11 protein-coding genes, 1 tRNA gene and 1 pseudogene are annotated in these 12,664 nt (G+C 40.5%); all 13 read left to right on the top strand.

Annotation, left to right across the window (positions count from 1 at the left end; genetic code table 11):
* Position 1 precedes the first annotated feature (1 nt).
* The 13 genes and pseudogenes from B7714_RS00450 (at position 2) to B7714_RS00390 (ending at position 12,390) form a co-directional block, all read left to right on the top strand.
* On the top strand, positions 2-1,768 hold the full coding sequence (locus tag B7714_RS00450) for an ABC transporter ATP-binding protein (protein ID WP_084859218.1): 1,767 nt from the start codon (positions 2-4) through the stop codon (positions 1,766-1,768).
* Positions 1,769-1,907: 139 nt separating this feature from the next.
* Positions 1,908-2,597: a gamma-glutamyl-gamma-aminobutyrate hydrolase family protein gene (locus B7714_RS00445; RefSeq protein ID WP_084859216.1), complete on the top strand. Its 690-nt coding sequence runs from the start codon at positions 1,908-1,910 to the stop codon at positions 2,595-2,597.
* 171 nt (positions 2,598-2,768) lie between these two features.
* Positions 2,769-4,118, top strand: coding sequence for a glucose-6-phosphate isomerase (locus tag B7714_RS00440; RefSeq protein ID WP_000018239.1), 1,350 nt, complete (start codon positions 2,769-2,771; stop codon positions 4,116-4,118).
* Positions 4,119-4,301: 183 nt separating this feature from the next.
* On the top strand, positions 4,302-5,102 hold the full coding sequence (locus B7714_RS00435) for an SDR family oxidoreductase (protein WP_038804195.1): 801 nt from the start codon (positions 4,302-4,304) through the stop codon (positions 5,100-5,102).
* Positions 5,103-5,164: 62 nt separating this feature from the next.
* Positions 5,165-6,991 (top strand): BglG family transcription antiterminator, encoded by a 1,827-nt coding sequence (locus B7714_RS00430; protein WP_080639548.1) that lies wholly within the window; start codon positions 5,165-5,167, stop codon positions 6,989-6,991.
* Positions 6,991-7,488: a transcriptional regulator GutM gene (locus tag B7714_RS00425; protein ID WP_033585448.1), complete on the top strand. Its 498-nt coding sequence runs from the start codon at positions 6,991-6,993 to the stop codon at positions 7,486-7,488. The genes B7714_RS00430 and B7714_RS00425 overlap by 1 nt, the downstream gene beginning before the upstream one ends.
* On the top strand, positions 7,485-8,030 hold the full coding sequence (srlA, locus tag B7714_RS00420) for a PTS glucitol/sorbitol transporter subunit IIC (protein WP_001015684.1): 546 nt from the start codon (positions 7,485-7,487) through the stop codon (positions 8,028-8,030). The genes B7714_RS00425 and srlA overlap by 4 nt, the downstream gene beginning before the upstream one ends.
* A 13-nt stretch (positions 8,031-8,043) precedes the next feature.
* Positions 8,044-9,024 carry a PTS glucitol/sorbitol transporter subunit IIB gene (srlE, locus tag B7714_RS00415; protein ID WP_038804194.1) on the top strand — a complete coding sequence of 327 codons (981 nt, stop codon included), beginning with the start codon at positions 8,044-8,046 and terminating at the stop codon, positions 9,022-9,024.
* A 98-nt stretch (positions 9,025-9,122) separates the two neighbouring features.
* Positions 9,123-9,494, top strand: coding sequence for a PTS glucitol/sorbitol transporter subunit IIA (locus B7714_RS00410; RefSeq protein ID WP_008808177.1), 372 nt, complete (start codon positions 9,123-9,125; stop codon positions 9,492-9,494).
* A gap of 196 nt (positions 9,495-9,690) precedes the next feature.
* Positions 9,691-10,167: pseudogene (gene pgi / locus B7714_RS00405) on the top strand (glucose-6-phosphate isomerase); the annotation flags it as partial.
* A 127-nt stretch (positions 10,168-10,294) separates the two neighbouring features.
* The gene (gene gltX / locus B7714_RS00400) at positions 10,295-11,755 is read left to right on the top strand and encodes a glutamate--tRNA ligase (RefSeq protein ID WP_084859214.1); all 1,461 of its coding nucleotides are present in this window, start codon (positions 10,295-10,297) and stop codon (positions 11,753-11,755) included.
* 12 nt (positions 11,756-11,767) lie between these two features.
* Positions 11,768-12,202: a cytidine deaminase family protein gene (locus tag B7714_RS00395; RefSeq protein ID WP_084859212.1), complete on the top strand. Its 435-nt coding sequence runs from the start codon at positions 11,768-11,770 to the stop codon at positions 12,200-12,202.
* Positions 12,203-12,318: 116 nt separating this feature from the next.
* Positions 12,319-12,390: transfer RNA gene (locus B7714_RS00390), tRNA-Glu, on the top strand.
* Positions 12,391-12,664 lie beyond the last annotated feature (274 nt).

Here is a 12,664-nt window from a genome sequence, read left to right as displayed (position 1 = left end):
AATGAAAACCGTTCGATTTTTCTGGAATTATTTTAAAGTTTACAAGTTCTCCTTTGCCATTGTGATTCTGATGGTTACAGTTGCGACGATTGCCCAAGCCCTCTTTCCAGTTTTTTCAGGTCAAGCAGTGACGGAGCTCGCTAACCTAGTTCTGGCTTATCAAAATGGAACTTCCGAACTAGCCTGGCAGAGTTTGTCAGCTCTGATGCTGAATCTAGCTCTAGTTGTCCTCGCCTTAGTGGTATCCAGTTTGATTTACATGACCTTGATGACCCGTGTGATTGCTGAGTCAACAAATGAGATGCGTAAGGGCCTCTTTGGCAAACTTTCTCGTTTAACGGTTTCTTTCTTTGACCGCCATCAGGATGGTGACATCCTCTCTCGCTTTACGAGTGACTTGGATAACATCCTTCAAGCCTTCAATGAAAGCCTAGTTCAGGTCATGAGCAATATTGCTCTTTACATCGGTTTGATTTTTGTCATGTTTTCAAGAAATGTGACGCTAGCCCTGATAACAGTAGCCAGCACCCCAGTGGCCTTTCTCATGTTGGTTTTCATCGTGAAGATGGCCCGCAAGTACACTAATCTCCAGCAAAAAGAGGTTGGGAAACTCAACGCCTACATGGATGAGAGTATTTCTGGACAGAAAGCTGTTATCGTACAAGGAATTCAAGATGATATCGTAGCAGGCTTTGTGGAGCAAAATGAGCGCGTGCGTAAGGCAACCTTTAAAGGGAGAATGTTCTCAGGCATCCTCTTTCCAGTTATGAATGGGATGAGCTTGGTCAATACGGCCATCGTTATTTTTGCAGGTTCAGCGGTCTTGCTGAACGATCCAAGTATCGAAACAACGACAGCCCTAGGTTTGATTGTCATGTTTACCCAATTTTCTCAGCAGTACTACCAGCCGATTATCCAGGTGGCTGCGAGTTGGGGGAGCCTCCAGTTGGCCTTTACTGGGGCAGATCGTATCCAAGAAATGTTCGATGCAGAAGAAGAGATTCGTCCGCAAAATGCGCCTGCCTTTACGGAATTGCGAGAAGGTGTTGAAATCAGTCACATTGATTTCTCCTATGTGCCAGACAAGCCGATTTTAAAAGATGTCAGCATTTCAGCTCCTAAGGGGCAGATGGTAGCAGTTGTCGGTCCGACTGGTTCAGGGAAAACGACCATCATGAACCTCATCAATCGTTTCTACGATGTGGATGCAGGTAGCATTTGCTTTGATGGGAAAGACATTCGTGACTACGATTTGGACAGTCTGCGGAGCAAGGTCGGGATTGTCTTGCAGGATTCGGTCTTGTTTAGCGGAACAATCCGAGACAATATCCGCTTTGGTGTGCCAGATGCCAGTCAGGAAATGGTCGAAGCAGCTGCCAAGGCAACTCATATTCATGACTACATTGAAAGCTTGCCTGACAAGTATGATACCCTTATTGATGATGAGCAAAACATCTTCTCAACTGGTCAGAAACAATTGATTTCCATCGCTCGAACCTTGATGACAGATCCTCAAGTCCTAATCTTAGATGAAGCGACTTCCAATGTGGATACCGTAACAGAAAGCAAAATCCAGCATGCTATGGAGGCAGTTGTAGCAGGACGAACCAGTTTTGTTATTGCCCATCGTCTCAAGACCATCCTCAATGCCGATCAGATTATTGTCCTCAAAGATGGAGAGGTTATTGAACGTGGAAATCATCACGAGTTGCTCAAACTCGGCGGTTTCTACTCGGAACTGTATCACAATCAATTTGTCTTCGAATAAAAAAGAAGTTGTCCTCGTTGGGCAGCTTTTTCTTGTCCATAAAAAATACTTATCACGGTCTTTAAAAAAACATATTAGACAGGAAAGGGTTGGAGTGATAAGATAAGACTGTCGCAAGAAAATCGAAAGGAGACATATCATGGCTAGAACGGTTGTAGGAGTTGCTGCAAATCTATGTCCTGTAGATGCAGAAGGGAAAAACATTCACTCATCTGTATCCTGTAAATTTGCAGAGAGCATTCGTCAAGTCGGTGGTCTCCCTTTAGTAATTCCTGTAGGAGATGAGTCCATTGTGCGCGATTATGTGGAAATGATTGACAAACTCATCTTGACAGGTGGGCAAAATGTCCATCCTCAGTTTTATGGAGAGAAAAAGACTATTGAGAGCGATGATTACAACCTTGTACGCGATGAGTTTGAACTAGCCCTCTTGAAAGAAGCGCTTCGTCAGAATAAACCAATTATGGCAATCTGTCGTGGCGTTCAGTTGGTAAACGTTGCCTTTGGTGGTACACTCAATCAGGAGATTGAAGGTCATTGGCAAGGTCTACCTTTTGGAACTTCACATTCTATTGAAACAGTGGAAGGAAGTGTTGTGTCCAAGTTGTTTAGTAAAGAAAGTCAAGTAAACTCAGTTCATCGTCAAAGTATTAAAGACTTGGCACCTAATTTCCGCGTAACTGCAGTAGATCCACGTGACCAAACGATTGAAGCAATCGAATCTATCGATGAACACCGTATTATTGGTTTGCAGTGGCATCCAGAATTTTTGGTCAATAAAGAGGATGGCAACTTAGAATTATTTGAGTATTTATTGAATGAATTGTAACGACTGGAAACCTAGTCGTTTTTTTGTCTTATTTCGTTCAAATTTTAATATTGTAACATTTTTTACGCAAATGTTTAAATTATGATAAAATTTGGAAAAATTCAGTATAAAAACTTGAAAAAATCTAAGGTAAGGGTTATGATAGAAGAGAAGAAATTTTGGAGGAATATTATGTCACATATTAAATTTGATTATTCAAAAGTATTAGATAAATTTGTTGCACCACATGAACTAGATTATATGCAGCCTCAAGTGACTGCAGCAGATTCTGCTCTGAGAAATGGTACAGGTCCTGGGGCAGAAATGACTGGCTGGTTGAACTTACCTGAAGAATATGACAAAGATGAATTTGCTCGTATTCAAAAGGCTGCTGCTAAAATCCAATCTGATAGTGAGGTATTGATCGTAATCGGTATTGGTGGTTCCTATTTAGGAGCTCGTGCAGCTATTGATTTCTTGAATAATTCATTTGTAAACTTGCAAAGAAAGGAAGAACGCAAGGCACCTCAGATCCTCTATGCTGGAAACTCTATCTCTTCAAGCTATTTGGCTGATTTGGTAGACTATGTATCAGACAAAGATTTCTCAGTAAACGTGATTTCTAAATCAGGTACAACAACTGAACCGGCTATTGCTTTCCGTGTCTTCAAAGAACTCTTGGTTAAGAAGTACGGTCAAGAAGAAGCTAACCAACGTATCTACGCAACTACAGACCGCGCTAAAGGTGCAGTTAAAGTTGAAGCAGATGCTAATGGCTGGGATACTTTTGTAGTGCCTGATAGTGTAGGTGGTCGTTTTACAGTATTGACAGCAGTGGGGCTCTTGCCAATCGCAGCTGCAGGAGCTGATATCAGCAAGTTAATGGAAGGAGCAAATGCTGCTCGCAAGGCTTATGCTTCTGATAAGTTGGCTGAAAATGAAGCATATCAATATGCAGTTGTACGCAATATCTTGTACCGTAAAGGTTATCTGACAGAAGTTCTAGCTAACTATGAACCATCTCTGCAATACTTCTCTGAGTGGTGGAAGCAACTGGCTGGTGAGTCAGAAGGGAAAGACCAAAAAGGGATTTATCCAACTTCAGCTAACTTCTCAACAGACTTGCACTCTCTGGGACAATTTATCCAGGAAGGTACCCGTATCCTCTTTGAAACAGTTATCCGTGTAGATAAACCTCGCAAAAATGTGCTGATTCCTGAATTGGCAGAAGACTTGGACGGTCTTGGTTACTTGCAAGGAAAAGATGTTGACTTTGTCAATAAAAAAGCTACAGATGGAGTGCTGTTAGCACACACTGATGGTGGAGTTCCAAATATGTTTGTGACACTGCCTGAGCAAGATGAGTTCACTTTGGGCTACACTATTTACTTCTTTGAGTTGGCTATTGCTCTTTCTGGCTACCTGAATGGTATCAATCCATTTGACCAGCCTGGAGTTGAAGCTTATAAGAAAAACATGTTTGCTCTTCTTGGGAAACCAGGCTTTGAAGAGCTGGGTGCTGAGTTGAATGCACGCCTTTGATTCTCATATGCTTTGAGTTCATTTAGAATATAAAAAGATCCACAAGTTCATTTCTTGTGGATTTTTAGTACAAGCCTCTTAATTAGTTTATTATTTTTTTTAAAAGTGTAAAAAAGAGTGTCTTAATTCTTTTATGAAAGCGCTGTATAATTGCCTTGTAAATAAAATTTGAGAGGTATCAAAATGAATGATTGGTTAAACATAAAAGGCAAAACAGTTCTTGTGACTGGCGCGTCATCTGGGATCGGTAAGGCAATCGTTGAAGAATTGCTGGAATTAGGAGTCAATGTAGCGAATTTTGATCTTAGCGACAACGATTTGCGTCACCCGAATCTATTATTTGTAAAAGTTGATGTAACTTCTCGCTCTGAAGTAGAAGAGGGTGTTGCCAAAATAGTTGAAAGATTTGGCAATATTGATGCGGTAGTCAATAATGCAGGGATTAATGTTCCCAGATTATTAATTGATGCAGAAAATCCTAAAGGTCCTTACGAGTTAGACGATGAAACGTTTGAAAAAGTAACGATGATTAATCAAAAAGGTTTGTATCTGGTTAGTCAGGCAGTGGGACGTATTTTAGTGAAAAATGGAAAAGGTGTAATTGTGAACATGGCTTCAGAAGCAGGCTTGGAAGGTTCTGAAGGACAAAGTGCCTATGCTGCCACAAAAGCAGCAGTCTATAGTTACACTCGTTCATGGGCAAAAGAGCTGGGTAAGCATGGTGTACGTGTGGTTGGAATTGCTCCAGGAATTATGGAAGCTACGGGACTTCGAACTCTTTCTTATGAGGAAGCTCTTGCTTATACCCGTGGAAAGACGGTAGAAGATATTCGAGCTGGTTATGCTTCAACTTCAACAACTCCTTTGGGACGAAGTGGTAAACTACGGGAAGTAGCTGACCTTGTAGCATTCTATATTTCAGACCGTTCTAGCTATATAACTGGAGTCACTACAAATATTGCCGGAGGGAAAACTCGCGGTTAAAAAAATGAAGGTGAGGAAGAGAGTTGACCATAGTAAATCGATGGTATAATATTTTAGAAAAAATGGTCTCACAGCCAACTTATTCCTTGGTAGATATGCGCTCAGAGCTGGATATTAGTATGCAAACCTTGCAAAAGAGTATCCAACAATTAAATGATGTTTTGGCTCCGAGTATCCAGATTATCTCACAAGATGATCAGTTAATGTTAGAGGTGTATGACTATACTGAGTTGGAAAGGATTTTATCTGGTAGTTTAAAACGGGAGAGTGACTTCAATTCTTCCAGTAAAAGAATTGCCTATTTACTAAAACGTTTAATTGAGTCAACCTCCCCTCTTCTTATTGACGACTTGGCTGAGGAAGCAGGTGTTAGTAGAAGTACCCTTAATAAGGATTTAAAACAAGTAAAATCTTTGGCAGAGAGTTACTCTATCACTATTTCAGGAAAGCCCAACCGTGGGCTGGAGGTCTTGGGGTCCGAGCTGAATTTGCGCTTGCTCTATATTCACCAAGTGGCCCCTTACTTTGAAGGAAAGACACTCACCGAGGCAACATCTTCTTTTCTGGAGACGCTACTCCAGGAGTATAAAATCCCGAAAGAAACAAAGGAACTCCTTCGAAAGACAATTTCAATTATGGTGGAGCGTATTCATGCATCTAGGGTGTTGAGTTGCCCTATTCCTTACTATAGGAATGATTTAACAGAGACACCTTTGGTTGAAAAATTAATCTATCATATTGAGATGACTTATAAGATTTCCCTCAGTCAGTTTGAGATAGACTTTTTGTGTTTTCCGTTTAATATCCGTTTTATTGACACTTTAAGCAAGCCGTCTTATCAATCTGAACAGCTTGCAAACATTTTTCAAGGGATTGTCAAGAAAGTCAAAGAAACAATGTTGGTTAACTTTGATGATGAAGAATTATTTGAAGAAATCAAGTCTCATCTAGGCTCCTTAATCAATCGACTGATTTTCCATGTGCAAGCTAATGATATATTCCATGGCGAGGTTCAAACTCAATATCCTTTTGCTTTTGAAATGGCGAAAATTGCTGGAGAAGAACTATCTGCAATTTTTGGTTCTGAATTGGAATTATCTGAAATCGGATATCTGGCTTTGTATTTTGAAATGATTTTAAGAAAGCAAAACTCTGTTGTAAATGGTTCTCGCAAGCAGATAGCTGTAGTTTGCACAACAGGAAGAGGAACTGCTGCGATGATTATTCAGCAACTCAGACGAATTCTTGGAAATGATGTAGACATTACTCAGTATTCTGAAGAGGATTTTAATCTGGATTTGAATCAGGACTATTTCGCGATTTTTACGACAGTTCCTCTAAAATATAAAGATTCTAAATCTCCAGTCATTCAAGTTAATCATCTTTTTGATGATCAATGGCTGCAGGAAGAATGGCAGAGGGCCAATGCTTTTCATCAAAAAAATCTAGAAACAGTCAGCTTACGTTTTCTTCGTTTGACTCCCCAAAAAACCTATCAGCAATACTTGCTAAATATGGTTGCAGAGTTAGAGAAACTTCAGATGATTGATGAAGGTTTTAGAAATCGGATAATTGATAGGGATAAAAAACAATCAACCATTTTTGGTGGAGGAATTGCCTTCCCCCATACAATTAACCAGGGTTATGCAAAGACTATTTTAATGTTTGGAAAGCTAGAAGAGCCTTATCAAAAAGGAGATGATTGGATTGAATTTATCTTTCTAGTCGCCATTCCCTCAGAAATTGAAAGCAAAATGGAGAGTGAATTGCTGGAATTGTATGACGACATTTTTCGAATTGCAGGAGAGCCTTCTCTAAAAGAAGCATTGAGGGCTGTAGAAACAGAGACAGAGTTTCTATCATTTTCTAAGAGCAAAGGAGTATTTTAATGAATTCGCTAATAATTTTCGCTGTATTTGTCATGGCAGCTTATATATTTCAAATGTTCCTCGGCTGGCAGCAACTCAAAGACTTCAATAAGACCTATACGATGCTCCGAAAACTGGGGCGCGTAGCGATTGGCAGGAAGTCCGGAAGAATCAAATCCGGTACGATTGTCATGTTCGCGGTTGATGAAAACGGTCGGGTTCTTAAAGCTAGCAAAATGCAAGGAGTCACAATCTTAGCACGTTTTCAAAATATGGACGATTATGTTGGAGAAGACATCCATTATTTTGACAAGTATAATCCTCTTGTGAGAAAAGAAAATAAGTTGATGCAATCAGCCATAGAAGATGCTAGAAAAGTCTATCTTTGGAATGAGGCAGGTATTGAGAAAGAGACAAGTTCATCTGATTCTTTTCTGGGATTCGGCTTTTATGCGAATTACTTACAATTATCTATTAAACAGTTATTTAAAAAAAATAAGAAAGGGAGTTCCTTATGAATCACATTACAAATTTTGCAGAGAGTTTTATGAAACTCTTCCAATTAGGTGGAGAAACCTTTATTAGCTGGATGACAAATATTGTACCGCTTGTCTTAATGCTATTGATTGCAATGAATACCCTTATCGCTTTCTTGGGAGAAGAGAAGGTCAATTCCCTGGCTAAGATTTCTGCCAAAAATCCTGTTAGCCGGTATATGATTTTACCTTTCATTTCTGCCTTTATGCTGGGGAATCCGATGGCAATCAGTATGGGACGTTTCTTACCAGAATATTATAAACCTAGTTTTGTAGCAGCTCAGATGCAGTTCTGCCACACTTCAAATGGTGTATTTCCGCATATCAATCCTGGGGAATTGTTTGTATGGATGGGAATTGCAACAGGAATTCAAACTTTAGGTTTAAGTCAAATGGACTTAGCCATTCGTTACATGCTTGTTGGGCTTGTCATGAACTTTGTAGGCGGTTGGGTGACCGATTTTACAACTGCTTATGTAGCAAAACAGCAAGGTGTTACCTTGAGTAAAACATTTGATTTATAGAAAGAGTGAAATTATGTCATATAAGAGTATAAAAGTTGTTAAAGGAAATGGCGGTTTCGGAGGACCTTTGGTCATTACACCTAGTGAAGCTAAGCATAAATTCATCTATATCACTGGCGGAGGAGAAAAGCCAGATATTGTAGATAAAATTGCTGATTTGACCGGTATGGAAGCTGTTAATGGGTTTAAAACTTCTATCCCAGATGAGGAAATTGCTTTAGCAATCGTGGATTGTGGCGGTACTCTTCGCTGTGGTATTTATCCTAAAAAGGGGATCCCTACAATAAATATTGTCGCTACAGGGAAAAGTGGGCCTCTAGCTCAATATATAACCGAGGAAATCTATGTGTCAGCAGTTGGCCTTAATCAAATTTCTGCTGCTAATGAAGACGAAAAAGCGACAACTGTGGTAACAGAAAAGCCAACTTACGATACTAGTAAAAAAATTACAGAGCAAAAAGCTGAAACAAGTATTGTAGCAAGAATTGGGATGGGCGCTGGGAAGGTCGTTGCGACTTTCAACCAGGCTGCTCGTGAAGCCATCCAAACAATGCTCAACACGATCATTCCTTTCATGGCCTTTGTTTCCTTGCTGATTGGGGTTATTCAAGGTTCAGGTGTTGGAAATTGGCTGGCAAAATTAATGGTTCCCCTAGCTGGGAACATCTGGGGACTCATTTTGATTGGCTTTATCTGTTCCTTGCCATTCCTATCTCCTTTGTTAGGCCCCGGAGCTGTTATCAGTCAGATTATTGGAACCTTAATTGGAGTTGAAATCGGCAAAGGGACTATTCCGCCCCAAATGGCTCTGCCAGCTATATTTGCTATCAACACTCAAAACGGTTGTGATTTCATTCCTGTAGCACTCGGTCTATCTGAAGCCAAGGCTGAAACAGTTGAGGTTGGTGTCCCTTCTGTGCTTTATTCACGCTTTCTCAATGGTGTTCCGCGGGTGCTAGTAGCTTGGATAGCTAGTATTGGCCTTTATCAGTAAACTTTTGATAGATGCACGTAAACATAGCAACTATTATGTTAAACTTATCTATAAGCATAAGTTTATGACAGATTTGAGAAAGGATGAATAGGAATTAGATGAAGAAAATTTTTGAAGCTAAAGTAATTCAAGTGGGGCCTGAAGCTCAGAATATGATTCAAGATGCCAATATGCTCATTTTGTTTGGAGAAGAAGCTCCGGAAGACTTAGCAGAGTATTGTTTTAAAATCGATAACAAAAATCTTCTAGGTGCAATACTAGAAGGTGGAAAGCTGGTGGTAGATAGTCAGGAATATTCGATTACTGCCGTAGGAAATGTAGTAGAAAAAAATTTAACTGGACTGGGCCATATCACGATTTCTTTTGATGGTTCAAAAGAGGGCAGCCTGCCGGGCACTCTCCATGTTGCAGCAGACCAAGCAGTAGTAATTGAAAAGGACTCTACCATTCAGATTTTCGAAACTGCTTGACCATAACAAAATTTAAAATCAAGCAATTTAGAAAAATAAAAGTCTAAAAAATTGATTCAGAGCTTGGACAAAAAGTCCAGGCTTCTGGGTCTAAATTAGAAAAAATAGATGACGCAGTGGTTGATTGGCAAGTCAATCAAACTAGCCAGTCAGTGCAAGGGAATTCCCAGCAGATGGATCCACAAGGGGTGCCTGAACAGAAGGAAAAGACCAAAAAGGTATTTACCCAACTTCAGCTAACTTCTCAACAGACTTGCACTCATTGGGTCAATTTATCCAAGAAGGAACTCGTATCATGTTTGAAACAGTTGTCCGTGTGGATAAACCACGTAAGAACGTGATCATCCCTACATTGGAAGAAGACCTTGATGGACTTGGTTACCTCCAAGGAAAAGACGTTGACTTCGTAAACAAAAAAGCAACTGACGGTGTTCTTCTTGCCCACACAGACGGTGATGTACCAAACATGTACGTAACTCTTCCTGAGCAAGATGCCTTCACTCTTGGTTACACTATCTACTTCTTCGAATTGGCAATTGCCCTTTCAGGTTACTTGAATGCCATCAACCCATTTGACCAACCAGGTGTTGAAGCCTACAAACGTAACATGTTTGCCCTTCTTGGAAAACCAGGATTTGAAGAATTGAGCAAAGAGCTTAACGCACGTCTATAATAGAAGAAAAGAGTGGTATGACCACTCTTTTTACTCTCTTTATTCATAGACATTGGACTCAGGCGAGACTTGTGATATAATATAGAAAGCAAAAAGGCAGACGCCTAGAGACTTTATAGGAGAAACTATGTCAAAAGATATCCGCGTACGCTACGCACCAAGTCCAACAGGACTACTACACATCGGAAATGCCCGTACAGCATTGTTTAACTACCTTTACGCACGCCATCATGGTGGAACTTTTATCATTCGTATCGAAGATACAGACCGAAAACGCCATGTTGAGGATGGTGAACGTTCACAGCTTGAAAACCTTCGCTGGTTGGGCATGGATTGGGATGAAAGCCCAGAAACTCATGAAAACTACCGCCAATCAGAGCGTTTGGAACTCTATCAAAGATACATCGACCAATTGCTAGCTGAAGGAAAAGCCTACAAATCGTACGTTACAGAAGAAGAGTTGGCAGCAGAGCGCGAACGCCAAGAAGAAGCTGGCGAAACACCACGCTACATCAATGAATATCTTGGCATGAGCGAAGAAGAAAAGGCGGCTTACATTGCAGAACGTGAAGCAGCCGGTATCATCCCAACTGTTCGTTTGGCTGTTAATGAATCTGGTATCTACAAATGGCATGATATGGTCAAAGGTGATATCGAGTTTGAAGGTGGCAACATCGGTGGTGACTGGGTGATTCAAAAGAAAGATGGCTACCCAACTTACAACTTTGCTGTTGTTATTGATGACCACGATATGCAGATTTCTCATGTTATTCGCGGTGATGACCATATTGCCAACACCCCAAAACAGCTTATGGTTTATGAGGCTCTTGGTTGGGAAGCGCCAGAGTTCGGTCACATGACTTTGATCATCAACTCTGAAACGGGGAAAAAATTGTCTAAACGGGACACTAACACCCTTCAGTTTATCGAAGACTACCGTAAAAAAGGCTATCTTCCAGAAGCAGTCTTTAACTTTATCGCTCTTCTTGGTTGGAATCCAGGTGGCGAAGATGAAATTTTCTCTCGTGAGGAATTGATTAAACTCTTTGATGAAAATCGTCTCAGCAAGTCACCAGCTGCCTTTGATCAGAAGAAACTAGACTGGATGAGCAACGACTACATCAAGAGAGCTGATCTTGCGACAATCTTTGAAATGGCTAAACCATACTTAGAAGAAGCAGGGCGTTTGACTGACAAGTCTGAAAAAATGGTAGAACTCTACAAACCACAAATGAAGTCAGTGGATGAAATCGTTCCATTGACAGACCTTTTCTTCTCAGACTTCCCAGAGTTGACAGAAGCTGAACGAGAAGTCATGGCTGGTGAAACGGTGCCGACTGTACTTGGAGCCTTTAAAGCCAAACTTGAAGCCATGTCAGATGATGAATTTGTGGTAGAAAATATCTTCCCACAAATTAAAGCGGTTCAAAAAGAAACAGGTATCAAAGGAAAAAATCTCTTCATGCCAATTCGTATCGCTGTTTCAGGTGAAATGCATGGACCAGAACTTCCAGAAACGATTTACCTATTAGGTCGTGAGAAATCTATCCAGCATATCGATAACATGCTGAAACAGATTTCTAAATAAAGAGGACTTCCGATGGATACATGGGAAAAAATGTATGAAGAAGCACGAACCTTATTCAATCCCCATGAAGTTTCTGACTTTGTTTATGCTAACCATGTTGTTGCTGCGATAGAAGCAGAAGATGGTCAAATCTTTACAGGATTTTGTATGGAGGGTACTTGTGGCGTTTTTCATCTCTGTGCAGAACGAGCAGCTCTCTTCAATATGTATCAATTTTCAGGACAAACTAAAATTAAGAAAATCCTCGCCTTTCGAGATAAACCTCCCTACGGCGAAGGATCAGGTATGCCCTGTGGCGCTTGCAGAGAATTTCTCTTAGAATTGAATGCTGAAAATAAAGAAGCAGAGTTCATGATGAACTACGAAACAAGAAAAACAATCAAAGTTGCCGAGTTGATTCCTTACTGGTGGGGAGAGGAACGTGCGACTAATTGGCAAGATAAATAGAGGGAGTCAGTTTAACTGGCTCTTTTCCCTTATCTTTTCAGAATTTCGGTAAAGAGGAAAAAAAGTCCTTGACAAAGGCGGAAAAGTAGGTATAATAGAAAGAGTTGAAAAGCTCAGGTCCGTTGGTCAAGGGGTTAAGACACCGCCTTTTCACGGCGGTAACACGGGTTCGAATCCCGTACGGACTATGGTGTATTGTGGCAAAAAAACTTGAAAAAAGTTTAAAAAATCTGTTGACAGAGGCAGGTAGCTGTGATATACTAATATAGTTGTCGCTTGAGAGAATGAGTGACAAAGACCTTTGAAAACTGAACAAGACGAACCAATGTGCAGGGCACTATAACTGAAGTTATAGTACTGAACAATGAAAAAAACAATAAATCTGTCAGTGACAGAAATGAGTGAGAACTCAAACTTTTAATGAGAGTTTGATCCTGGCTCAGGACGAACGCTGGCGGCGTG

It is taken from the genome of Streptococcus oralis subsp. oralis (genome assembly GCF_002096595.1).
Classification (GTDB): Bacteria; Bacillota; Bacilli; order Lactobacillales; family Streptococcaceae; genus Streptococcus; species Streptococcus oralis_D.
Note: the sequence above shows the minus strand (reverse complement) of the source record. Positions and strands in the feature narration are given on the sequence as shown.

Excerpts from the sequence above, each read along its gene's own strand:
- B7714_RS00450 (WP_084859218.1), top strand. The coding sequence starts at position 2 with ATGAAAACCGTTCGATTTTTCTGGAATTATTTTAAAGTTTACAAGTTC.
- B7714_RS00445 (WP_084859216.1), top strand. The coding sequence starts at position 1,908 with ATGGCTAGAACGGTTGTAGGAGTTGCTGCAAATCTATGTCCTGTAGAT.
- B7714_RS00440 (WP_000018239.1), top strand. The coding sequence starts at position 2,769 with ATGTCACATATTAAATTTGATTATTCAAAAGTATTAGATAAATTTGTT.
- B7714_RS00435 (WP_038804195.1), top strand. The coding sequence starts at position 4,302 with ATGAATGATTGGTTAAACATAAAAGGCAAAACAGTTCTTGTGACTGGC.
- B7714_RS00430 (WP_080639548.1), top strand. The coding sequence starts at position 5,165 with ATGGTCTCACAGCCAACTTATTCCTTGGTAGATATGCGCTCAGAGCTG.
- B7714_RS00425 (WP_033585448.1), top strand. The coding sequence starts at position 6,991 with ATGAATTCGCTAATAATTTTCGCTGTATTTGTCATGGCAGCTTATATA.
- srlA (WP_001015684.1), top strand. The coding sequence starts at position 7,485 with ATGAATCACATTACAAATTTTGCAGAGAGTTTTATGAAACTCTTCCAA.
- srlE (WP_038804194.1), top strand. The coding sequence starts at position 8,044 with ATGTCATATAAGAGTATAAAAGTTGTTAAAGGAAATGGCGGTTTCGGA.
- B7714_RS00410 (WP_008808177.1), top strand. The coding sequence starts at position 9,123 with ATGAAGAAAATTTTTGAAGCTAAAGTAATTCAAGTGGGGCCTGAAGCT.
- gltX (WP_084859214.1), top strand. The coding sequence starts at position 10,295 with ATGTCAAAAGATATCCGCGTACGCTACGCACCAAGTCCAACAGGACTA.
- B7714_RS00395 (WP_084859212.1), top strand. The coding sequence starts at position 11,768 with ATGGATACATGGGAAAAAATGTATGAAGAAGCACGAACCTTATTCAAT.